General features: G+C 48.8%; 17 protein-coding genes. 5 read left to right on the forward strand and 12 right to left on the reverse strand.

The genetic code is table 11. The features are described 5' to 3' along the window. Positions 1 to 78 precede the first annotated feature (78 nt). The 5 genes from dusB (at position 79) to KDK19_RS02900 (ending at position 7,296) form a co-directional block, all read left to right on the forward strand. Positions 79 to 1,071, forward strand: a complete 993-nt coding sequence (gene dusB / locus KDK19_RS02880) for a tRNA dihydrouridine synthase DusB (RefSeq protein WP_257275727.1) — start codon at positions 79 to 81, stop codon at positions 1,069 to 1,071. Beyond that, complete coding sequence (fis, locus tag KDK19_RS02885; RefSeq protein ID WP_257275726.1) at positions 1,068 to 1,370, forward strand: DNA-binding transcriptional regulator Fis; 303 nt, start codon at positions 1,068 to 1,070, stop codon at positions 1,368 to 1,370. The genes dusB and fis overlap by 4 nt, the downstream gene beginning before the upstream one ends. Before the next feature lie 259 nt (positions 1,371 to 1,629). Next, a complete protein-coding gene (purH, locus tag KDK19_RS02890) occupies positions 1,630 to 3,219 on the forward strand; it encodes a bifunctional phosphoribosylaminoimidazolecarboxamide formyltransferase/IMP cyclohydrolase (protein ID WP_257291311.1) in 1,590 nt (529 codons plus the stop codon). 106 nt (positions 3,220 to 3,325) lie between these two features. Then, positions 3,326 to 4,609, forward strand: coding sequence for a phosphoribosylamine--glycine ligase (gene purD / locus KDK19_RS02895; protein WP_257279851.1), 1,284 nt, complete (start codon positions 3,326 to 3,328; stop codon positions 4,607 to 4,609). Positions 4,610 to 4,911: 302 nt separating this feature from the next. Then, on the forward strand, positions 4,912 to 7,296 hold the full coding sequence (locus KDK19_RS02900) for a response regulator (RefSeq protein WP_257279852.1): 2,385 nt from the start codon (positions 4,912 to 4,914) through the stop codon (positions 7,294 to 7,296). Positions 7,297 to 7,330: 34 nt separating this feature from the next. Here the strand turns inward: KDK19_RS02900 and hemE are convergent, their stop codons facing one another. From hemE to KDK19_RS02960, 12 genes are all read right to left on the reverse strand, one after another. Next, positions 7,331 to 8,398 (reverse strand): uroporphyrinogen decarboxylase, encoded by a 1,068-nt coding sequence (gene hemE, locus KDK19_RS02905; protein ID WP_257291312.1) that lies wholly within the window; start codon positions 8,396 to 8,398, stop codon positions 7,331 to 7,333. Positions 8,399 to 8,581: 183 nt separating this feature from the next. Further along, complete coding sequence (locus tag KDK19_RS02910) at positions 8,582 to 10,009, reverse strand: FAD-dependent oxidoreductase (protein WP_257275722.1); 1,428 nt, start codon at positions 10,007 to 10,009, stop codon at positions 8,582 to 8,584. Positions 10,010 to 10,140: 131 nt separating this feature from the next. Beyond that, entirely contained in the window at positions 10,141 to 14,598 is a 4,458-nt protein-coding gene (gene gltB / locus KDK19_RS02915) for a glutamate synthase large subunit (RefSeq protein ID WP_257275721.1), read from the reverse strand. 417 nt (positions 14,599 to 15,015) lie between these two features. Continuing rightward, positions 15,016 to 16,107 (reverse strand): 3-dehydroquinate synthase, encoded by a 1,092-nt coding sequence (aroB, locus tag KDK19_RS02920; RefSeq protein ID WP_257279890.1) that lies wholly within the window; start codon positions 16,105 to 16,107, stop codon positions 15,016 to 15,018. Positions 16,108 to 16,184: 77 nt separating this feature from the next. Beyond that, complete coding sequence (gene aroK / locus KDK19_RS02925) at positions 16,185 to 16,703, reverse strand: shikimate kinase AroK (RefSeq protein ID WP_257275719.1); 519 nt, start codon at positions 16,701 to 16,703, stop codon at positions 16,185 to 16,187. 135 nt (positions 16,704 to 16,838) lie between these two features. Next, complete coding sequence (locus KDK19_RS02930) at positions 16,839 to 17,330, reverse strand: DUF29 domain-containing protein (protein WP_257275718.1); 492 nt, start codon at positions 17,328 to 17,330, stop codon at positions 16,839 to 16,841. A 24-nt stretch (positions 17,331 to 17,354) separates the two neighbouring features. Next, positions 17,355 to 17,852: a DUF29 domain-containing protein gene (locus tag KDK19_RS02935; RefSeq protein WP_257275717.1), complete on the reverse strand. Its 498-nt coding sequence runs from the start codon at positions 17,850 to 17,852 to the stop codon at positions 17,355 to 17,357. A gap of 89 nt (positions 17,853 to 17,941) precedes the next feature. Further along, complete coding sequence (locus KDK19_RS02940) at positions 17,942 to 19,984, reverse strand: type IV pilus secretin PilQ (protein ID WP_257291313.1); 2,043 nt, start codon at positions 19,982 to 19,984, stop codon at positions 17,942 to 17,944. Between the two features lie 306 nt (positions 19,985 to 20,290). Continuing rightward, on the reverse strand, positions 20,291 to 20,818 hold the full coding sequence (locus KDK19_RS02945) for a pilus assembly protein PilP (protein WP_257275715.1): 528 nt from the start codon (positions 20,816 to 20,818) through the stop codon (positions 20,291 to 20,293). Further along, positions 20,818 to 21,432, reverse strand: a complete 615-nt coding sequence (locus tag KDK19_RS02950; RefSeq protein ID WP_257279856.1) for a type 4a pilus biogenesis protein PilO — start codon at positions 21,430 to 21,432, stop codon at positions 20,818 to 20,820. The genes KDK19_RS02945 and KDK19_RS02950 overlap by 1 nt, the downstream gene beginning before the upstream one ends. Next, positions 21,429 to 21,995, reverse strand: coding sequence for a PilN domain-containing protein (locus KDK19_RS02955; protein WP_257279857.1), 567 nt, complete (start codon positions 21,993 to 21,995; stop codon positions 21,429 to 21,431). Before KDK19_RS02955 ends, KDK19_RS02950 begins: the two co-directional genes overlap by 4 nt. Next, positions 21,995 to 23,107: a pilus assembly protein PilM gene (locus KDK19_RS02960; protein ID WP_257279858.1), complete on the reverse strand. Its 1,113-nt coding sequence runs from the start codon at positions 23,105 to 23,107 to the stop codon at positions 21,995 to 21,997. The genes KDK19_RS02955 and KDK19_RS02960 overlap by 1 nt, the downstream gene beginning before the upstream one ends. Positions 23,108 to 23,525: the final 418 nt, after the last annotated feature.

A 23,525-nucleotide genomic window follows, 5' to 3' on the forward strand; every position in this document is an offset into this window, starting at 1 on the left:
CGAGCAGTCATTTAAATCACCTTAGAGGATTTTTATCACGCTCTGGACAGTAGCAACGCTGGATTGAGGCAAACCACTTTGTTAAAGATAGGTCCATACACTATTCAAAGTCCGGTTATCCTGGCCCCCATGGCCGGAGTAACAGATCGCCCATTCAGGCAACTGTGTCTGAGAATGGGAGCGGGTATGGCCGTCTCAGAAATGGTGACCAGCAACCCAAAACTCTGGAACACACGAAAGTCTCGACTGAGAATGGATCATCACGCCGAAGAGTTTCAACCTCGCTCTGTTCAGATTGCAGGCAGTGACCCGGAACAAATGGCTGTTGCGGCTCGTCTAAACCAGGAACGGGGCGCCCAAATCATTGATATCAACATGGGCTGCCCTGCAAAAAAAGTCTGCAACAAAGCGGCTGGCTCCGCTCTGATGAGAGAACCTGAACTGGTAAAGCAAATATTGAAGTCAGTGGTTCAGGCGGTTGATATCCCGGTCACTCTAAAGACACGGACCGGCTGGTGTCCTGAAAACAAAAACGGCCTCGACATTGCCTTGATGGCACAGGACTTTGGTATATCCGCTCTGGCCGTTCATGGTAGAACCCGCCAGTGTATGTATAAGGGTGAGGCTGAATACGAGACCATTGCCCGAATTTGTGAATCCATGGAGATTCCAGTGATAGCCAATGGCGATATTACTTCTCCCGAGAAAGCAAAAGCGGTATTGGACATCACAGGCGCAGACGCCGTCATGGTGGGACGTGCAGCCCAGGGAAGACCCTGGATATTCAGGGAGATTAACCACTACCTTGAACAGGGTAAACAGCTGCCAGCGCCGGAACACAAAGAGATCCAGTCCATTCTACTGGGTCACCTTGCTGCACTTCACGAGTTTTATGGTGAAACCCAAGGCGTGCGCATAGCCAGAAAACACGTTGGCTGGTACCTGCAGGCCAGCCCATCCGGATCAAGACTTCGCAAACAATTCAACAATCTAGAGTCTGCAGAAGAACAAGAAAACTGCATACTGGAGTACTTTCAAACCTTAAGTCATCACAAGGATATTGCAGCATGACGGCACCTCATATTATTACTGATAAACCCTCTGTCCATGGACAGACACTAACCAGCCCTATCGAGAGTGAAACGCAGACACTCCGCGACAGTGTTGAGAAAGCAATGAACAACTACTTCAGCCATCTGGATGGTCAGGAAGTAACCGATGTATACCAGATGGTCCTTTCTGAAGTAGAAGCCCCCCTTCTGGAAACCGTTATGACGTACGTCAAGGGTAACCAGACCAGAGCTTCAGTCCTGCTTGGTTTGAACCGTGGCACACTAAGAAAGAAACTCAAGCAATACGACCTTTTGTAACCTCCCTGCCTCTAAAGTCGTATTATGATCTGTGACATGAATACGACTTTATCTACCTCCCGTCTTTACAACCCATATAAAAACAAAACCCAGATCTTTTTGAAGATCAATAGCTTTGTAATAACCTGTACTTCAGTTCGAGGTAGCAACATTATTTTTGTATTTCCCACTATTTCCGAGAATCGGATGCTGCGAAGAAGCTCAAATCCGGCTAGAATCAGTCAGCTTTTCAGGCAACGATTTTTCAGTGAGTAAAGGAATGATGGCAAACGATTTCGAACAGCCTCCCCTTCGAAGAGCCCTGATCAGTGTCTCAGATAAAACCGGGATAGTGGAATTTGCACGTGCACTGCATCAGCGCTCAGTAGAAATCCTCTCCACGGGCGGCACGTACAATCTGCTGGTTGAGCACGATATTCCCGCTGTGGAAATCTCCAGTTACACTGGCTTTCCGGAAATGATGGACGGCAGAGTCAAAACCCTGCACCCCAAAGTTCACGGAGGCATTCTGGGTCGCTCCGGTCAGGACGAAGCCGTCATGACAGAGCACGGTATCAAGCCAATCGATCTGGTCGTCGTCAACCTCTACCCCTTCGAGCAGACAGTGACCCGTGAGGACTGCACACTGGAGATGGCGATCGAGAACATTGACATTGGTGGCCCCACCATGGTTCGTGCTGCTGCCAAAAACCACAGGGACACCACGATTGTCGTCGATGCAAAAGACTACACCCGGGTGCTCTCCGAGCTTGGTGAGAACAACGGCTCTGTTTCTGCAGCGACTCGTTTTGATCTTGCAGTAAAGGCCTTTGAGCATACTGCTCAGTATGATGGTGCTATTGCCAACTATCTCGGAACATTGACGGGCGATAACGAAGAACCAGAAGCCTTTCCTCGAACTTTTAACCGTCAGTACAAAAAAGTACAGGACATGCGTTATGGCGAGAACCCCCATCAGAAAGCCGCTTTCTATGTAGAAGATCCTGCTCCTTCGGGCACTGTTTCCAGTGCTCAGAAGATTCAGGGCAAGGCACTCTCTTTCAATAATATTGCTGACACCGATGCGGCTCTGGAATGTGTCAAATCCTTTGAATCTGCTGCCTGTGTCATCGTCAAACATGCCAACCCATGTGGTGTAGCCATCGGCGCTGACATCTTTGAGGCTTATAACAGAGCCTACACAACCGACCCCACATCCGCCTTTGGTGGCATCATAGCGTTTAACAGAAAACTCGATGCAGTCACTGCCAACGCCATCATTGATCGTCAGTTTGTAGAAGTCATCATTGCTCCGGAAGTCGACAGCGAAGCAGAAATCATTCTTCAGAACAAAAAGAATATCCGGCTACTGTGTTGCGGCACACTACCAGAGACAACAGAACATTTTCTGGATTTCAAACGAGTCAATGGCGGACTGCTGGTTCAAGACAGCGACATCAAGGTAACCAGCACCCTGGAACTGAAATCAGTTACAGAGAGAACACCCACTGAAGCAGAACTGGACGATCTGCTTTTCGCCTGGAAAGTGGGTAAGTTTGTCAAGTCGAATGCGATCGTCTACGCCAGGGATCATCAAACCATCGGTATAGGTGCAGGTCAGATGAGCCGGGTTTACAGTGCTCGAATTGCCGGCATCAAGGCAGCCGACGAAAATCTGGAAGTCCGCGGATCTGTAATGGCATCAGACGCCTTCTTCCCATTCAGGGATGGCATTGATGCAGCCGCCAGTGCCGGAATTACCGCTGTCATCCAGCCAGGCGGCTCCATGCGAGATCAAGAAGTGATTGATTCCGCCAACGAGGTCGGCATTGCCATGGTATTCACAGGCGTCAGACATTTTCGTCACTGATCGCTGACAAGAGACACAGAATGTGTCTCTTTTTTCACTCGATCTACGACCAATAACAAACACTGGCTATCCACCACAAACAGACTCCCCGGGGACAGGCAAACCTATGAAAGTACTTATCATCGGCAGTGGCGGACGCGAACATGCGCTCGCCTGGAAAGCAACTCAAGACGACAAGGTAGGACAGGTTTTTGTGGCACCTGGAAACGCAGGAACAGCTCTTGAGCAAGGCATAACCAACATCAGCATTGATGTTCTTGAACTCGATAAACTGGTTGAATTCGCCAGCGAAGAAAACATCGACCTTACCATTGTTGGCCCTGAAGCCCCTCTGGTGGCCGGTATTGTTGACCGCTTTGAAGCAGCCAACCTCACTATTTTCGGCCCCACTCAAGGTGCTGCACAACTGGAAGGCTCGAAGGCTTTCACCAAAGACTTCCTGGCTCGCCACAAAATCCCTACTGCCGACTATCAAACCTTCACTGACATTGATCAGGCCAAAGCCTATGTCCGTGAGAAAGGCACCCCTGTTGTCGTAAAAGCGGACGGACTGGCGGCTGGCAAAGGCGTCATTCTTGCTGACACAGAAGAACAGGCACTTGCTGCCATTGATGACATGCTGGCTGGCAACGCCTTTGGTGAAGCAGGACACCGGGTGGTTATCGAAGAATTCCTTCAAGGAGAAGAAGCCAGCTTTATTGTTATGGTGGATGGCAAAAACATTCTACCTCTGGTGACCAGCCAGGATCATAAAGCCAGGGATAACGGTGACAAAGGCCCTAACACGGGTGGTATGGGTGCATACTCGCCGGCACCGGTAGTGACTCAGAGCATTCATGAGCGCGCAATGGAGGAAGTGATCATTCCCACCGTGAAAGGTATGGCTGCCGAAGGTAACACCTACAAGGGTTTTCTTTACGCAGGCCTGATGATTGACGACAAAGGCACACCAAAAGTACTGGAATTCAACTGTCGTTTCGGTGACCCTGAAACCCAGCCCATTATGATGCGTCTGCAATCCAGTCTGACTGAACTTTGTCTGGCTGGCGCAACAGGAAAGCTGGATCAAATCCAGGCCCAGTGGGATGAAAGAACCGCACTTGGCGTTGTTATGGCCGCAGGTGGCTACCCGGAAAAGTACCACAAAGGCGACATCATCACTGGTATTGAGAAAGCCAACTCAACAGACTGCAAAGTGTTTCACGCCGGCACTCAGTTAAGGGGAGAACAAGTAGTGACCTATGGCGGTCGCGTACTCTGTGTCACGGCTCTGGGCAGCAGCGTCAGCGAAGCGCAGGACAAAGCCTATCAGGCCTCCTCAAAAATTCAGTGGGATAATGCTTACTTCAGGACAGACATTGGCTATCGCGCTATAGCCAGAGAACATTAAGTATTTGATGCTTTTCAGATGGAGCGAACAGCCTACCCGCTCCATCAGCTGATCACACTTCACCCCATCTAAACTAGCGTCCACCGAACAATAGAATAAAAAACTCATAAAGCTTCTATCTCCAGAGCACAAAAACCTTCAAAGTAAAGTTATATAAAATTGCAACGATTCCACTTTTCCGCAAGCCAGCTTAGGGTATACTCACTACCAATCGAAAAATGGAATTTTCAATAAATATTATGTGCGCTGTATTCAACCGCCTGTTATCGATTGCCCCCCACCCCTCCTCAGGCACAGAGTCGATGTCGCGCCTTCGTATCAAGGTTGGGTTGTGGATAAGAGCAGTATTACTAATGGTTCTGGCTACCACCTACAGTGCGAAAGTATTCAGCCTTGATCAGATCACTCATCAGCAGCCTCAAAAAGTTTCCATCAATCTTGAGCCTTTCTCCAGAATTTTCATTGATCCGGAAAGTTCACTCGATTTAGATCAGATCAATGATCTGGATTACTTGTTTCGTTTTGCTCCCTGGCAGAGGAAAAGCCTTTACTTCACCAGCCAGAAAGGCACAGCCTGGATCAAGATCTCACTGCCCAAAGACATCAACGTTAAGCCTATACCCATTCTCTGGCTTCAACCACCACCCGGCGTATCGCTAACTGCGTATATTTCAGGCCCAAAACATTACAGGCAACTTCCAGATAGACGACAGCCCGGCAGCAATGTTTATCTTTATAATCTGATGCCCTTTGTGGATAAAACACTGGATTTATTTATTGAGATACCCGCAAGCGCCTCAGGCAACCTACACGCCTCTCTGAAGTCTCCCAGTGCAGTTCTCAGCGATCTGGCATTCACTCACTGGCAAAGCGGTTGGCTGCTGGCTCTGTTTTTCGTCATGATGATTATGAATGCCATTAACGGGTTTAAATTTCATCAGAAGGCTCATATCTATCTGGCCGGCTTCTGCTTTATGGGCACGATATTTTTGATAAGCTGGCAGGGATTATTTCATATCAGCAAGTTCGAGTCAGGATGGCTGCAAAACTTGATGATGAACGTTTCACTGATCGTTGGAACCATTCTGCTCAGTCAATTAGCTCGCGCCAGTTTGACGGGAAAGAGCGTTAAACTCATCTACTGTTTTAACACGCTCTCCATCATCTCGACATCATTACTGATACTTACTTTGACAGGCACCTCTGCATCCCTGGAGCACAGTCTGATACTCAACCTGCTGACGACTCAGATCATCTGGTATTGCAGCCTGTTCGTCAGAGTACCCGGTGCACTGAAGATTCCTGCCTGGATTACCACCCCTTATGCCCTTGTCCACCTGTTAGCCTCACTGGCTATTCTGGGCGTTTTCGATTATAACCCCACTGCCGCCACTTGGATGCTGCTTCAAGCAACTTCGTTAACCATTCTTGCCTCCAGCTTTTATTTTGGTTACCAGAGACGTCTGCCAAAGGGAGCAAAGCTCGCACAGGAACCACCACTCAGCCCGGCATCCAAAACCCAAATGACAAAAGATAAGAGTCTATTTAACGCTTTGGGCCATGAACTCAGAACACCTTTAAATGGCGTACTGGGGATGTCTGAACTACTCCGAAGCACACAGCTGACCCCCAAACAGGAAAACTATGTTGAAACCCTGAGATATGCAGGCAACGAGCTCAGCAATCTGATCAACCTGCTTTCTGAAGCCTGGAAACTTGAGCAAAACGAAGCCAGCCTTGAGATCAAACCCTACGATATCAATGAGTTTCTGAACGACTGCCTCATTAAATTCCGGTTACGGGCAGAGCAACTGAATACTGAACTGATCAGCTTTGTGCACCCTGATGTCCCGGATATCAGTGAAACAGATACACGTCAGCTATCACTCATTTTAGAAGGCGCCCTGATTCATATCTTTCGCCAAACAAAAAACAGTGAAATAATGATTTCCGTCAGTCAGAACGCCCAGCTGCCAGACTCAGAACCGAACAGGCAGAATGAAAGTAAAGACGGCTACATTCTTTATCAGATCAGTTACAGTCAGGGGAAACAAGCTCTGAACCTTCCGGGTAACATCAGTGGACTCAGTTACTCTGAAGCGAAAAAACAGGCCAACATCAGCATACATCTTTACATTACCATCCAATTAATTGAAGCCATGTCCGGGCACTTTGGCATCATGAATCAGGGCAACACGCATATCTGGTTTGCCATTCCACATAAACAACAAACAACAAACGCCATTCGTCGGGATGAACAACCGCTTTTCTATCACAAAAATATCAAGGCACTGATTGTTGATGACAATAAAACCTGTAGACAGGTTCTGGCCCAACAATGTGCACTGATGGGCATCAATACACTGGATGCTGAAGACGGTCGGGAAGCGCTGGCTATGATTCGCAACGAAGCCTACCTGGGAAGAGCCTTCGACGTGATCATACTTGACCACCATATGCCGGGTATGAATGGCATCCAAATGGCTGAAAGACTCCAGGAAGAGAGTCAGATGGAGATCCCAAAAATCATCATGCTCACCGGTGCTACAAACCCACCAGGAAAACAACATGCGGATAGATTGAGGATCAGTCAATTCCTGACCAAACCCACTGAATCCAAAACGCTCAAGAAGACAATTTCACAGGTTCTGGGAGAACCCCATCAGGATAAGAATGAGACAGCCTGAGGCCAGAAGACATCAGGCTGACGAATACGGTCAATTATTGTGCATGGTATCGGACTGACAGTTCGTGGACCGCATCGACAAAGGCTCTTGCACGATCAGGTTCGACAAACTGATGAATGCCGTGCCCCAGATTGAAGACGTGACCCTCACCCGGTCCGAAACCTCTGAGAATTTTAGCCACTTCTTCTCTTATGCGCTCTGATGATGCATAGAGAACCGATGGGTCCATATTTCCCTGCAACGCGACCTTATCCCCTACACGACGACGTGCATCAGAAATATCGGTCGTCCAATCCAGGCCCAGAGCATCCGCACCGGTTGCGGCCATGGATTCGAGCCACTGACCACCATTTTTGGTGAAAAGAATGACGGGCACCTTTCTACCCTCATGTTCTCTGATCAAACCTGAAACAATCTTCTCCATGTACTTTAAGGAAAATGCTCTATAGCACTCAGGAGAAAGCGCCCCACCCCAGGTATCAAAGATCTGGACGGCCTGAGCTCCTGCTTTAATCTGGGCATTCAGATAATGTGTCACAGAGTCTGCCAATACATCCAGTAATTGAGACAACATCTGGGGTTGATCAAACATCATCGCTTTTATACGACGAAAATCTTTACTGCTCCCCCCCTCAACCATGTAGGTAGCCAGAGTCCACGGACTGCCGGAAAAACCAATCAGAGGCACACGACCATTGAGCTCGGAGCGGATAGTGCGTAACGCATCCATGACATAGCCCAGATCCTTTTCGGGATCCGGAACAGACAGTGCTTCAACATCGCTCGCTGTTCGAATGGGCTTTTTAAACCTCGGGCCTTCTCCCGTCTCAAAATACAACCCCAAGCCCATTGCATCCGGGATGGTGAGGATATCTGAAAAAAGAATGGCCGCATCCAGGTCGAAACGCACCAGTGGCTGAATGGTTACTTCACAAGCCAGCTCAGGATTCATACAAAGCGACATAAAATCACCCGCTTTGCTCCTAAGCTCCCGATATTCAGGCAAATAACGTCCAGCCTGACGCATCATCCATACGGGGGTGACATCAACAGGCTCTCTCAGCAGAGCCCTCAGTAAGCGATCATTTTTCAGCTCGGTCATGGGGTTTCCAGAATTCAGGAACAATGCAATAAGCCGTAAGAAGATCCGGGCAAGCGCTTAGAGTCTGCCCAAACCGAAAAAGCTACGATGTTAGAAAATAAAAGGGGGAGAATACTCATTCCCCCCCCTAATGACAATCTTCCACTGCTCGAGAACATTCATCCTGATAAGCTCTCTGCAGGATCAAACATCCAGATAGTCCATAATGCCCTCAGCCGCCTGACGACCTTCCCAAATCGCTGTAACCACCAGATCAGAACCACGAACCATATCCCCACCGGCGAAAACTTTAGGATTGGAAGTCTGAAACTTATACCTGGCCTGCTCAGGCGCAACGACTCCACCCCACTCATTCAGTTGAATATCATGGGACCCGAACCAGTCAGCAGGACTTGGACGAAATCCAAAAGCAATCAATACCGCGTCGGCTTCTAATATTTCCTCACTGCCCGGAACCGGCTCAGGACGACGACGCCCTTGCTCATCAGGCTCACCCAGCTTGGTGGTGATAACTTTGACACCTTCTACCTTACCGTTACCGACAATCTCAACAGGCTGACGATTGAACAGGAACTTGACACCTTCCTGTCTGGCATTAGCGACTTCACGTCGCGAGCCCGGCATATTCTCTTCATCACGGCGATAGGCACAAGCGACCGACTCAGCCCCCTGACGGATGGAAGTACGGTTACAGTCCATGGCCGTGTCACCGCCACCGAGAACCACGACACGTTTTCCTTTCATGCCGATGAAATCAGACGCTTTTTTTTCAAAACCCAGGTTGCGATTCACGCTGGAAATCAGGAATGGCAGAGCATCATGAACGCCAGGAAGGTCTTCACCCGGGAACCCCCCTTTCATGTAGGTGTAGGTTCCCATGCCCATAAATACGGCATCGTATTCTGCCATCAGATCTTCCATCAGGACATCTTTACCGATTTCAGTATTCAGCCTGAATTCAACACCCATTTCCGTGAACACTTCACGACGACGGGACATCACTGATTTCTCAAGCTTGAACTCAGGGATACCAAACGTCAGCAGACCACCAATTTCCGGGTTTTTATCAAATACAACAGGTTTTACACCGTTTCTGACCAGCACGTCTGCACAGCCCAGACCCGCAGGACCAGCACCGATCACGGCTACTTTTTTATCTGTCCACACCACCTTGGACATATCCGGTCGCCAACCCAGGGCCAGCGCCGTATCGGTAATATATTTTTCAGTAGCGCCAATGGTTACAGCACCAAACCCGTCATTCAGGGTGCAGGCACCCTCACAGAGTCGGTCCTGTGGACATACACGACCACAGACCTCTGGCAGACTATTGGTCTGATGAGAAAGCTCAGCGGCCTCAAATAAATTACCCTCTGAAACCAGCTTCAACCAGTCCGGAATGTAGTTGTGCACAGGGCACTTCCATTCACAATAAGGGTTACCGCAGGCAAGGCAGCGATGAGATTGCTGCTTAGCCTGTTTTTCACTGTAGGACTCATAGATCTCTACAAAATCATTCTTGCGAACCTGTAGGGCCTTTTTTTCCGGATCTTCTCTTCCTACTTCGACAAATTGAAAATGATTGTTAAGTCGGTTGTTAAACTGTGACATGAATTTGACCTCATTCGCTGATTGTTTTTATAACGCTCATGCCGCTGCTGCATATGCTGCTTATTACCATCTCTTGGCTGCAGCGCACATGGCTGTTCTAAAGACTTTTCTTGCAAGCGGTTGCAAGCACCCTACTCGGGACGCCCACGTGTACTCGCCAGCAATGAGTCCAAACTGGCCGCCTTTGGCTTCACCAGCCAGAAACGACCCCGATAGTCGTAAAACTCCTCCTGAAGTTCACGCCCCCATTCACTGCCTGTCTCTTTTACATACTCATCCAGAAGACCCATCAGGTGAGACTGATAGTCCTCCATGGATTCGGTATCAATTCGGTGAATATCTACCAGTTCGTGATTATAACGATCAACAAAGTTACGTTTCAGATCTAGCACGTAGGCAAAGCCACCGGTCATACCGGCACCAAAGTTGTGTCCTGTTTCGCCCAGTACCACCACCAGACCACCTGTCATGTACTCACAACAGTGGTCCCCTGCACCTTCGACAATGGCAGTAGCCCCGGAGTTCCGAACACCAAGACGCTCACCGGCACGGCCAGCGGCCAGAAGGCGTCCACCGGTAGCGCCATAAAGAGAGGTGTTACCGATGATAGAGGTTTCGTTAGAATTGAAAGCACTCCCCCGGGGCGGACGGATAATCAGGTTGCCGCCTGTCATGCCTTTACCCACGTAGTCATTAGCATCCCCTTCCAGACGCATATCCAGACCGCCCGCATTCCAGACACCAAAGCTCTGTCCGGCAGTACCTTTCAGGTTGAGCTTAACCGGACTCTCTGCCATCCCCTGATTACCATGACGTTTGGCAATCTCACCCGACAATCTGGCACCAATTGAACGGTCACAGTTGCCCACCGTGAACTCAAACTCGCCTCCCTCGCCACTTTCGATAGCGGGTAGACAGGCTTTAACCATTACCTCTGCTAACTCACCCTTGTCATAGGAAGGGTTACGCTCAACCTGACAGGTATGAGGCTTGTCTTCGGGAATCAGATCGTTGTGGACAATGGGTGTCAAATCGAGGCCTTTTTGCTTGTCTGTATCACCAGGAAGCAGCTCCAGCAACTCTGTTCGGCCAATGACGTCTCCAAGACTTTTAGCTCCCAACACGGACAACCACTCACGAACCTCTTCAGCCACAAAAGTGAAGAAGTTCATGATCATCTCAACCGTGCCGATGAAGTGATTTTCTCTCAGATGCTGGTCCTGAGTTGCGACGCCGGTTGCACAGTTGTTCAGGTGGCAGATTCTGAGGTACTTACATCCCATAGCAACCATCGGTGTGGTACCAAAACCATAACTTTCAGCACCCAGAATGGCGGCTTTTACGACATCAAGGCCTGTTTTGATGCCACCATCGGTCTGAAGACGAACCTTTCCGCGCAAATCGTTCGCTCTCAGTGCCTGATGAGCCTCTGTCAGACCCAGCTCCCAAGGAGAACCTGCATATCTGATAGACGTCAAGGGACTGGCAGCAGTGCCTCCGTCGTAACCAGAGATGGTAATGAGATCAGCATATGCCTTGGCAACACCCGCAGCGATGGTGCCGACACCGGGCTCTGATACCAGTTTTACGGAGACCAGCGCATCAGGGTTCACCTGTTTTAAGTCGAAAATCAGCTGAGCCAGATCTTCAATCGAATAGATATCATGGTGCGGTGGCGGTGAAATCAGTGTCACACCAGGTACCGAATAACGCAATCGGGCAATCAGCTTGTTCACCTTGCCACCCGGCAGCTGCCCCCCTTCACCTGGCTTGGCACCCTGTGCCACTTTAATTTGCAGAACATCCGCATTGACCAGGTAGTGGGGCGTCACACCAAAACGACCAGAGGCAATCTGCTTTATTTTAGAAACCCGGTTAGTGCCAAAGCGTGCTTCGTCCTCACCCCCTTCACCTGAGTTGGAACGACCGCCCAGACGGTTCATCGCTTCAGCCAGAGCTTCATGGGCTTCCGGAGACAGGGCGCCAAGACTCATAGCTGCAGAGTCGAATCGTTTGAGAATATGGGTAGCAGGTTCAACTTCATCGATAGCCAGAGCTTTATCGGCCTTTTTGAGGCCCATCAGATCACGCAAGGTAGCAACCGGCCTTTCGTTTACCAGTTTGGAGTAACGACGAAACTCTTCATAATCACCTGTGGACACTGCTTTCTGAAGCTGCTGAACGACGTCAGGATTGAATGCGTGATACTCACTGTCGTGCACATATTTAAGAAGGCCACCCTGCTGAATGGGCTTCCTCTTCTTCCAGGCGGTTTCAGAGAGTAACTGCTGATCTTGCTGAATCGCATCAAAACCAGCTCCTTCAATACGACTCTGAACACCCTTGAAACACAGGTCAACGACTTCAGAAGAGAGACCAATGGCTTCGAACAGCTGCGCAGCACGATAGGAAGCAATGGTAGAGATCCCCATCTTGGAGAGAATCTTCAACAGCCCTTTATCGATGCCCTTGCGATAAGCTTTGTAGGCATCCAGAGGATCCGCCAGAACCTCTCCGGAGCGAATCTGGTCATGAATAATTTCGTAAGACAGGTAGGGATAAATAGCCGTAGCACCGAAGCCCAGCAATACCGCGAACTGATGAGAATCTCTGGCGGTGGCTGTTTCTACCAGTATATTGGCATCGGATCGCAGGCCCGTATCAATCAGTCTGTGATGAACTGCGCCTGTAGCCATAGCCGCATGCACAGGCAGCTTTTCATCATTGATATCCCGATCACTCAGATGAATCAGTGCCTTGCCGTCTCTTACAGCCTGCTCTGCCTGAGCACAAATGCGCTCTATAGCCGACCTTAAACCTTCTTCAGGCTTGTAATTGATGTCGATGTAAGCCACATCAAGGTCATCATGCTGATGATGAGCATTGATCAGATTCAGGAATTTGGTCGTCGACAGCACTGGCGATTTGAGTACCACACGACCAGCATGTTCAGGGGTCTCTTCAAATATATTTTTCTCACGTCCCAGACAGGTTTCCAGGGACATAACGATCGCTTCACGCAGAGGATCGATAGGTGGATTCGTGACTTGGGCAAACTGCTGCCTGAAGTAGTCATACACGGAACGCACACGACCTGACAATACCGCCATTGGCGTATCGTCGCCCATTGAGCCTACCGCTTCCTGTCCGCTCTCAGCCAGAGGACGGATCACCTGATCACGCTCTTCAAAAGTCACTGAGAACATCTTCTGATGAACCTTCAGTAGTTCTGAATCCAGATGCTCAATTTTGTGATCTTCATCCCTGAATCGGGAACGGATACGATAAGCATTCTGTTTCAACCACTTCTTATAAGGCTGTCGAGTCTTCAGCTGCTCATCAATATCATGGGCCTGAAGCAATTCGCCTGACTCAACATCAATGGCCAGAACTTCACCCGGACCAACACGACCTTTGGCCACCACATCTTCAGGCTGATAATCATAAACACCCACTTCAGAAGCAACGGTCAGATAGCCGTTTTTAGTAATAACCCAGCGGGAAGGGCGCAGACCATTGCGATCCAGTGCACAAACAGCACGACGACCGTCGGTAAGCACCAGACCAGCAGGACCATCCCAGGGCTCCATGTGCATGGAGTTGAATTCATAAAATGCCCTGAGACCGGGATCCATGGTATCAACATTCTGCCAGGCAGGCGGAACCAGCATTCGGATAGCCCGGTACAGATCAACACCACCGGTTACCAGAATTTCAAGCATGTTGTCGAGGCTGGATGAATCGGACCCGGTTCGGTTGACCAGAGGAGAGATCTGATCCAGATCGGGCAGAAGCTCAGATTTGAATTTGTTTCGACGAGCCTGTGACCAGTTTCTGTTACCGGTGATGGTGTTAATTTCACCATTATGAGCCAAGAGACGGAAAGGCTGAGCCAACTTCCAGCGTGGCATGGTGTTTGTAGAGAAACGCTGATGGAATACACAGATTGCGGTTTCAAACCGGGGGTCACCCAGATCTTGATAAAAGTTAGCCAGATCTACAGGCATCATCAGACCTTTGTAGGTCACGACCTGAGTAGACAGGGAACAGATATAAAAGTCCTGATCCTGCTCAAGCGCCATATTGGTGAAGCGACGGGCCATATAAAGACGGGCTGAAAACTCGGCTTCCTCCAACTCGCCCTGATGACCTACAAACACCTGTTCAATAACGGGTAGCTGATCCAAAGCAATAGGGCCAAGACACTCACTATTGACCGGCACCTTTCGCCAGCCAAGCACTACCAGGTTTTTCTTTTCCAGTTCAGCTTCGAGTTTTTTTCTGGCATGATCGGCGACGGATTCATCCTGACTCAGGAATAGCATCCCCACAGCGTAACGGGCTGGAAGATCTTTACCCAGTTGCTCTTTAACGACAGTGCGGAAGAAGGTATCAGGTGTCTGAATCAACAAGCCACAACCGTCGCCTGTTTTACCATCTGCAGCAATACCACCACGGTGCGTCATGCAGGTAAGTGCTTCAATCGCGGTTGTCAGGAGATTATGACTCTTCTCTCCTTCCATGTGGGCAATCAGCCCGAAACCACAGTTATCCCTGAACTCCTCAGGATTATACAGACCTGGTTTCATAAGCACTCTCTCATCGTCAGTTATTATAAACCTTGAAACTTCTGTCACTCTGGAAACCTGCTCGCTCAGACTCCCGGACGATCGTTGTTCTCATTTTGTCCAAGGCACTTTATTCTGTAAAAATGCAGCTCTCCCACATCCCGCTGCTGTCTTGACACTGTGATGCTGGCTGCATTTATGGCTCAGGTTGTAGCGGTTGTCTTGCAGGACAACCACAACCAAAGAATATTTATTCGTTTTTATGGATTTTAATTCAAAAAAGAGTACAAAAAAAGAGTGTACTCCCTACTACTACTTCATGAAAAACAGGTCGAAGTTGCAGACATTCAATCTCGCCACAAAAGACGAGGGGCTGACCATTTTACACGGCCAACCCCTCGATCACAAATACACAAAAAGAACAATAAGCAATAAGCTCTATATTCTGCACACCTCATTCAGCATCTTATTAAGCACAACCCGGTCAAACTGGTCTGTCACAACCGCTTTACCGATCTGCTCTAAAAGCACTAGCCTCAATTTTCCATCCAGCACTTTTTTGTCGACGGACATCAGTTCAATAAAGCGACCGGGTGACATGCCCTCAGGAGGCTCTACCGGCAGATGTGCGGCTTTGAGCATAGCCACGACCCCCTGTAGTTCTTCTCTGGTAATCTGACCCAGTCGGCAGGAGAGTTCAGCAGCCATCACCATACCGACAGCAACCGCCTCACCATGCAGCCATTCGCCATAACCCGTGTGCGTTTCAATAGCATGTCCGAAGGTGTGGCCCAGATTTAAAATCGCTCTGAGCCCAGACTCTTTTTCATCTTCTGCCACCACCCAGGCTTTGTCAGAGCACGAACGATGAATCGCATAAGTCAGCGCCTTCTGATCCCTCGCCATGATTCGCTCAATATTTGCTTGCAGCCACTGATAGAACGATTCATCACATATCAGGCCGTATTTGATCACTTCGGCAACGCCAGCGGAAAACTCCCGGTCAGGGAGTGTATTCAAAGAGTCTGTATCGATGAGGACAACATTGGGTTGATGGAAAGCACCAATCATATTTTTGCCCAACGGATGATTAACGCCGGTTTTCCCGCCAACAGAAGAATCTACCTGGGACAGCAGAGTGGTTGGAATCTGAATAAAATCAACGCCACGCTGATAGGCTGCTGCTGCAAAGCCTGTCATATCACCCACCACACCACCACCCAGAGCGATCAATGTGGTTTTACGGGTATGACGAGCTTTAAGCAAGCCGTCAAACACTTTTTCAAGTGTGCTCAGATTCTTAAACGCTTCTCCATCAGGTAGCGTGACTTCCAACAGGTCAAAGCCCTCCAGCAGGCTACGCACCTTGTCCAAATAGAGAGGAGCAATGGTTTCGTTAGTGACAATAGCCACTTGCTGCCCCTTGATATAGGGCTTGAGCAACCCGGGTCTGGCTGCACCCGCATAAAGGCCTGAACCAATATAGATGGGGTAGCTTCTCTCACCCAGATCCACATTCAGTTCAAGGATGTCCGACTCCTGCATCAAACGTCTCTCTCTTTCTGAAAACCTTTATTGATTAACTAATCCAAAGGCTTTTTCTTTGCTTACGGCAATTTGCCAACGGTTCGGATGATTTCGTTGATCAGTGCTTTAGGTGATAGTAACTCTGTATCCAGCTCGACATCGGCAATACTGGAATAGAGTGGCGCTCTCTCATTCAACAGCTGCGTCAGCACTTCCTCACGATCAGATCTCTGCAACAAGGGTCTTTTCTTGTCTTTCTCAGTTCTGACCAATTGTGCTGCTACTGATGCCTTGAGAAAAACAACCACCCCATTGGTACCCAACTGCTGGCGATTTTCCAGTCGGGTCACAGCTCCACCCCCCGTCGCAAGAACAATACCCTGCCTGGAACAAAGATCCTGTATTACCTGTATTTCACGCTGCCGAAAGCCCTCTTCGCCCTCGACATCAAAAATCCAGGGAATTTCAGCACCACTGCGCGCCTCAACCTCATGATCTGAATCAAAAAAAGGCAGCCCCAGCTCTTTGGCCAACATTCGCCCGATCGTACTTTTACCGGCCCCCATAGGGCCTACCAGATATATATTTCTCAATGGCATTGTCTTTGTTAGCCCGACTTCCTGCCTGCGTGTGAGGCTGAGCCTAGCGCATCCTGAGTCATGCTGACAACAAAAAACGGGAGCTTTCACCCCCGTTTTTTGTCAAATGAACGCATGGCTCAATTCATAGACAATTCAAGGCAGCCACTCTTCTGTCATGATCTCTTCAAATGACCAAGGGCAACTCTCCGGATAACTATCATCAGTCAGCCAGTTTTGTTTTGGCAGATAGTCATTCATCTCTCTTATTGCACGCTTCTTGCCTTCTCTGTAGGCCGAGACATACAGCTCATCCAATCGAGACTTTAGTGATGGATTAGCAAGCAATACTTTGCCAGCATCGTCCCTGGCATTGCGAATACGCCCAAACCAGGATCGGAACACTTTGGGCTCGGGCATATGAGGGTTCAGGATATAGGTCTGATACTGATACTTCAGTAAGTGTTGCAACAAAACCACCAGATGAGACTCCAGCGACCTTGGCTCACTCTTACCCATACCCTCAACTTCCTCAATGAGATTATCCAGGTCAAGCTCATCAAACTGACGGTTTTCCAGAAGTTTTTTCTGTTGCTGAACCCAGCCAAAGTAATCTGTGTCGTACTGATTACCGGAAGCGTTAACCATATCCTTTTCCTCCAAATGCGCCGTTTATTCTGGCAACCAGTTTATCTCCATCACCTGATCAAAAGACCAGGGACACTCTTTTGGAAAGCTGTTCTTGTCCAACCTTTTGCCTTCTGAGCGAATGTACTTGTTCAGCTCTTGCACAGCATCTTTTCTTGCATAGAAATACGCTTCAGCCAGTGCTTCATCCTTGATCTTGTTCAAATAAGGACTTTTTCTGAGCAACGTCTTAATCTCAATCCTTGGGTTAGTGATGCTGGGCAGCCAGGTATGAATGACTTTGTCCTGCACCCAGGGGTCTTGCAGAACCCTGAGCTGATAATCGTATTTGAGCAGATGGAGCAACAGGATAATCAGATGGGACTCAAAGCTGTTTCGCTCACTTTTACCCATTTCCCCAACTTCCTCAATGAGATTATCCAGGTCAAGCTGATCAAACTGACGGTTTTCCAGAAGTTTTTTCTGTTGCTGCACCCACTGGTAATAATCAGAGTCGAACAGTTGATTGGAGCGGCCATCCATAACAAGATTCCTCTATCAGTGCGGAGTCCATTATAGGGCATTTTTTTGGAAGTGATCCCGGAAGGTCTTAGCCTTCCGGGATGGGAGAATTAACGGAGGGTAAAATTGTCGCTGATCACTCGAGGCGTGATAAAAATCATCAGCTCGGCTTTTTCATCTGAGCTGGTATCTTTTCTGAATAGTCGTCCTACATAAGGAATATCACCCAACACAGGTACTTTAACCGTCCCATTTTTCTTCTCCTGAGTGAAGACCCCACCCAGAACAACCGTTTCACCATCTCTGACCAGCACCTGAGTACTCACTTCATTTTTATTGATGGTAGGTACTCCATTTGGCGCATCAGTACCCTGAGAGTCATTGGTGACCGTCACATCCATAATAATACTGCCCTCAGGAGTGATCTGCGGTGTGACCTCAAGGGAAAGCACCGCATCCTTGAAGGCTACAGAAGTTGCACCGCTGGATGTTTTCTCTTCGTAAGGAATTTCCTTACCCGATTTGATCACTGCTTTAGTCTTGTCTGCGGTTATCACTTTTGGCTGAGAAACCGTTTCTCCTCCACCATCAGACAAGATGGCAGATAACTCAAGGTTCAAAATAGTGCTATTGGTTGCAAAGCCAATGGCCAGAGTAGCGGCATTAGCTCCGCCTACACCAAAGTCCATAAATGGGTTGCTACCCACACCGGCTGAAGGTGTGCCCCCGTCATTTCCTGCGTTAGTGCCACTGCCACCAATACCAATAGCCCGATTCGAGTCATTCGATGTCAGATCTGTTGCTCCACTCCACTTTACACCCAGATCGCGGGTAAAATCAGAGTTCATATTGACAATACGAGCCTCAATCATCACCTGTCTGACGGGAATATCAAGACGCTGAATCAGGGCACGCAGCTCATCCAGCTTTTCCTGAGTATCTTTAACCAGAAGACTGTTGGTGCGGGCCACTACCTGAACCGAGCCACGCTCAGTCAGTAGACTGGTCTCTTCCCCTTCACCCGCCAGAACCTCTGCTATCTCTGAAGCATCAGCGTAATTGATCTGAATAAGATCGGTGTAGACAGGCGCCAGCTCGCGAATCTGTTTGTCATTCTCCAGTTGCTGACGCTCTCTGGCTGCAATCTCTTCGGCCGGAGCGACGGTCAGAACATTACCTTCAAGCCGTTTGTCCAGACCTTTTGATTTAAGAACGATGTCCAGAGCCTGATCCCAGGGCACATTCTGAAGACGCAGTGTCACATTACCACTGACCGTATCTGAAGCCACCAGGTTCAGATCAGTAAAATCAGCAATCAACTGAAGAACAGCACGCACTTCGATATCCTGAAAATTCAGGGACAACTTGTCACCCTTATAGGCCAGACCTTTACGGTCACGACCATAATCTTTACTGGATACCGGCTTAACACTCACTGTCAGTGTGTTATCAGCCTGATAAGCAAGGTAGCTGTAATCCCCCTTGGGCTCAATCACAATCACCGCATTCCCGTCTTCGACCTTGGCATCAATGAATTTAACGGGAGTAGCGAAATCAATGACGTCCAGACGGTTGCGTAAGCGGCCTGGCAGTACATTCCCCTGAAACTCCAGACGAATGCGACCACCCAGCTCATTCATATCCATAGGAATGTTAGGATCTGCGAGCGTAATGACAACATTACCCTCACCTTCTTCACCCCTCTGGAAATCAATATGGGTAATGCCATGACTGGCAGGGTCAGCCAGAGGTGCACCAGAACTGGCCACCGTTGGAAGAGCAGAACGGGTATTGGAATCTTCTGCTCCTACATAAACATAAAGCACGTTGCCGTCTGCTTTAGTGGAAAAGCCAGCAGCTGTTTTCAAATTAACAACGAGCCGGGTTCTGCCCCCGGCTTCAAGCACTGTGACACTCTCTGTGTTCTGAAATCCAACTTCGTTATACTTGGGCAGATCACTGCGAGTGAATGGCAGATCCAAAGAAATTCTGGGGGGCTGCTCTATTGTGTAGCCCTTGGCCTCAGGTGCTGGACCATCAAACATCAGACGCAGCTCTACGATATCCCCTGGCAGGGTACCTGCGTCCATTTTCTTGAGTGTTACACCCCAGACAGAAAGCGGCAACCACGCCAACACCACATACAGTAACATTCGTACTGCGCTCGCTTTCAAAACGGGCTTATTATTCATCTACTTGACCCACTTAGCATTTTAGAATTGTTGTTCTAATCGGCATGACATCAGAAAAATCCAGTTTTCTGCGGCGATGTCGCCTACCTTGTTATAACAGCCATAGAAACTCTTTATTAGAGTGAGCATTTCAACGAACACCATAATGAGAGCCATACCTTGTATGCCCGCCATCAAAAAGAGACGTAACTTGTGAGGTATGTATGGCAAAGCGGGAAATCCATTTCGAAACTGATCGGACTATCCTTGCAAATACATGTCTAACGATCAGGGTTGACCAAGATCCAGCCTCAGGCTTCTGGGTCTTTCAATCCAGACGTCAGAGCCCGCAGGCACAATCTCGACAATTCTCAGTTCACTGTCATCAATGTAAGTGATTCGACCGTGGTTTTTACCCAGATAATCACCCACCCTGACCCGGTGAATACCATCGTCACCACGAATCAGCCCCCAAAGGCCAGCGTCGTTACTGATAGAGCCCACCAGGGCAAAGGTTTCGATATCGAACTGTTCCAGATATTGTCTGGTCCGACTATTGTCCGGTTTGACATTACTGCTGAGCGCCAGGTCAGAGGCCTTCAACTTAATTGGCGGCTCAAAGGGACTTCTTAAACCAGAAGCACTATAAGTAAATGCTTCGTAGGGAGTAAAAGTGGGCAGCGGATCAATTCTTCCGGTAGGCTTGGACTTCATCTCGGCCATGAACTGGTCAAGATCATTGAAGCCACTGTTACCGGAACAACCCACCAACGCAACACCGACAGAAGCAATCATAAGTCTTTGTAAATACTTCATTACTCAGACTCCTTGTCGTTGTAGCGATAAGTTCTGGCCAGAATCTCCATTTTAAGAATCTGCCCATTTTTTTCCGGTGTGATAGAAAAGTCATGAAGCGTCACAATTCGTGACAAACTAGCCACACCACTGACAAAATTGCCAATATCGTGATAGTTACCACTCACCGAAATACTGATAGGAAGCTCAATATAAAACTCCGTAGCTTTTTCCGGCTGCAACTTGATGGTATCAAAGGTCAGACCCGCACCACGTCCGGTAAAAGTAATATCTTCCAGTAAACCGGGCACCTCGGTATCACTCGGTAACTGTTTTACCAGCGCACCAAATGAAGCCTCCATCTCTCTCATCTGGGCCCGGTAAGCATCCAGATTCGCAGCCTGAAAAGCCTTAACCCTGAATTGATCCTTCAGCTCTTTCTCTTTTGCAATAACAGTGTCGTAAGTTTTCTGGAGATCACTCAAGTGCAATTGATAACCCAGAAAAAATACCAGTCCCAAAGTCAACACACAGGCAACAATCCTGACCGGCAATGGCCAGGCACCTACATTTTCAAAATCCAGTTCAGCCAGATCCAGTTCATTCAGTTTTTTAAGAGAGTCTGCGAAGCTCATGATTCGTCACCCCCTTCTTTCCCGGGTGATGTTCGAATCACGGTCAGATCAAATTCATTCATCCGGTCTCCGCCGAGTGTCACTTTTCGTACGGCGGTCAGATTAGGGTCAGCAAACCATTCGGAGGCATCAAAATTACGCATCAGGCTGGAAATACGATTATTCGACTCGGCGACGCCCACCAGCTTCAGAGTATCTCCCTGAAACTGAAGGCTCTTGAAGTGAACCCCATCAGGAATCAATCGAGCCAGCTGATCAAATACCTGAACAATGATGGGTCGGTTACCCTGCAGATTCTGTATGACCTCCATTCGCTCCAGAAGCTGGACTCGCTTCTCTCTGAGGCCTTTGATCTCAGCAATACTCTTGTCGAGTTCAACAATTTTATTCTGAAGGAACTGATTCCTGCTTTGCTGATGGCCGATGGCATTAGCGGTATAGAGATCAGCCATGAAGATCATGGCACCACCTGCCAGAATAGTCATCATCCAGGCTACCACAAAGCGTTTTTTGCGCTCTTCACGAAGTTGCTCACGCCAGGGGAGAAGGTTAATCCTTGCCATCAGTCAAAACTCCTCATGGCTAACCCACAGGCGATCATCAAAGCCGGAGCACTGCCAGTTAATTTACTGACATCCACTTTTGAAGATAGCGCCATTTTGGCAAACGGATTGGCCAATAACGCCTGCGTTCCAAGCTTGTCCTGAATCAGAGCAGCAAGACCCGGAATAGAAGATGTTCCACCGGCCATCAGAATGGCATCAACATCATTGTATTGACTGGAGGAATAGAAAAACTGCAGGGACCGGGAAACCTGTTGCACAACTGCCTCTTTGAAAGGCTCCAGCACTTCAGGTTCAAAATCGTCCGGAAGCCCCCCTTCACGTTTGGATTTCTCTGCTTCTTCAGGGCTGAGACCATAGCGTCGCTGAATCTCATCAGTGAGCTGTCGACCGCCAAACAATTGTTCTCTGGTGTAAATAGTCTGCCCATTGCTCAAGACACTGATGGAAGTACTGCTGGCACCAATGTCAACAATGGCAACCACCGGATCTTCCTCCGGCAGCTCCAGCATATCACTGACCAGCTCGAAGACTCTTTCCATGGCGAATGCCTCGACATCCACCACTTTGGCTTTCAGACCACCAAGCCCAAGAGCTTCTTCACGCATTTCGACATTATCACGACGGCAGGCGGCAAGGAGCACCTCAGCCCGCTCAGGATTATTTTCCTTCAAACCAAGGACTTCAAAATCAATAGCCACTTCGTCTAATGCGTACGGAATGTACTGATCGGCTTCTACGGTAATTTGTGTTTCCATCTCGTCATCACTCAGGGAAGAATCCATCTCGATGGTCTTGGTGATGACAGCCGAACCGGAAACAGCCACTGCGGCGTTTCTCACACTGCTGCGACTGCGAGAAACAGCGCGCCTGATAGCCTCCCCAACAGCCTCTGGCTCCTGAATAACATTTTCTATCACAGTTCCAGGCGGCAAAGGCTCTTCACCGTAGGCTTCGATTCGGTATCCCTTGCTGCCACGACCCAGTTCGAGAACCTTCACTGAGGTTGAACTGATGTCCACTCCAAGGACAGCACTTGTTTTATTATTAAACAGCCCAAACACAGATGCGATTCCTGCTTTTTCACCATGGAGCGCCGGTTCGATCAACATCAACACCTCGGCGCTTGTCGCTCATGGCGGCTTTAGTTATAAAAATTCCCTATTTTTTTATTTAATAACAGTCCGTTCAATTGCGCAACGAAAGCAACCTTTCGAATTCACTTTATTTTGAGCAGATCACGCTAAGCGCCTTCCCGCGGCTACTTTTCGCTCAACACACCCAAAAACAGAGCCTGACGGTTTAACCACTTCGCCATGATCGTTTCGATAAATGTTTATCAGCAATGACAGAAATACATCGTCCAGCCGGCACAGCCCTGAGCTCAAAACCCCTTCACCCCATCCGGGTTAGAGAATCATTCTCACAGTAACGCAACGCAAAACCGAACATTACATTAACTAACGATCCATATCCTAGCAGCCTGTCGGACTTAAGGCTGTCCTACTGCTGTTGCAATAAATTGGTCTA

It is taken from the genome of Endozoicomonas sp. ONNA1, assembly GCF_024606325.1.
Taxonomy (GTDB): Bacteria; Pseudomonadota; Gammaproteobacteria; order Pseudomonadales; family Endozoicomonadaceae; genus Endozoicomonas_A.

Excerpts from the sequence above, each read along its gene's own strand:
- fis (WP_257275726.1), top strand. The coding sequence starts at position 1,068 with ATGACGGCACCTCATATTATTACTGATAAACCCTCTGTCCATGGACAG.
- purH (WP_257291311.1), top strand. The coding sequence starts at position 1,630 with ATGATGGCAAACGATTTCGAACAGCCTCCCCTTCGAAGAGCCCTGATC.
- purD (WP_257279851.1), top strand. The coding sequence starts at position 3,326 with ATGAAAGTACTTATCATCGGCAGTGGCGGACGCGAACATGCGCTCGCC.
- KDK19_RS02900 (WP_257279852.1), top strand. The coding sequence starts at position 4,912 with ATGTCGCGCCTTCGTATCAAGGTTGGGTTGTGGATAAGAGCAGTATTA.
- hemE (WP_257291312.1), bottom strand. The coding sequence starts at position 8,398 with ATGACCGAGCTGAAAAATGATCGCTTACTGAGGGCTCTGCTGAGAGAG.
- KDK19_RS02910 (WP_257275722.1), bottom strand. The coding sequence starts at position 10,009 with ATGTCACAGTTTAACAACCGACTTAACAATCATTTTCAATTTGTCGAA.
- gltB (WP_257275721.1), bottom strand. The coding sequence starts at position 14,598 with ATGAAACCAGGTCTGTATAATCCTGAGGAGTTCAGGGATAACTGTGGT.
- aroK (WP_257275719.1), bottom strand. The coding sequence starts at position 16,703 with ATGCCATTGAGAAATATATATCTGGTAGGCCCTATGGGGGCCGGTAAA.
- KDK19_RS02930 (WP_257275718.1), bottom strand. The coding sequence starts at position 17,330 with ATGGTTAACGCTTCCGGTAATCAGTACGACACAGATTACTTTGGCTGG.
- KDK19_RS02935 (WP_257275717.1), bottom strand. The coding sequence starts at position 17,852 with ATGGATGGCCGCTCCAATCAACTGTTCGACTCTGATTATTACCAGTGG.
- KDK19_RS02940 (WP_257291313.1), bottom strand. The coding sequence starts at position 19,984 with ATGTTACTGTATGTGGTGTTGGCGTGGTTGCCGCTTTCTGTCTGGGGT.
- KDK19_RS02945 (WP_257275715.1), bottom strand. The coding sequence starts at position 20,818 with ATGAAGTATTTACAAAGACTTATGATTGCTTCTGTCGGTGTTGCGTTG.
- KDK19_RS02950 (WP_257279856.1), bottom strand. The coding sequence starts at position 21,432 with ATGAGCTTCGCAGACTCTCTTAAAAAACTGAATGAACTGGATCTGGCT.
- KDK19_RS02955 (WP_257279857.1), bottom strand. The coding sequence starts at position 21,995 with ATGGCAAGGATTAACCTTCTCCCCTGGCGTGAGCAACTTCGTGAAGAG.
- KDK19_RS02960 (WP_257279858.1), bottom strand. The coding sequence starts at position 23,107 with ATGTTGATCGAACCGGCGCTCCATGGTGAAAAAGCAGGAATCGCATCT.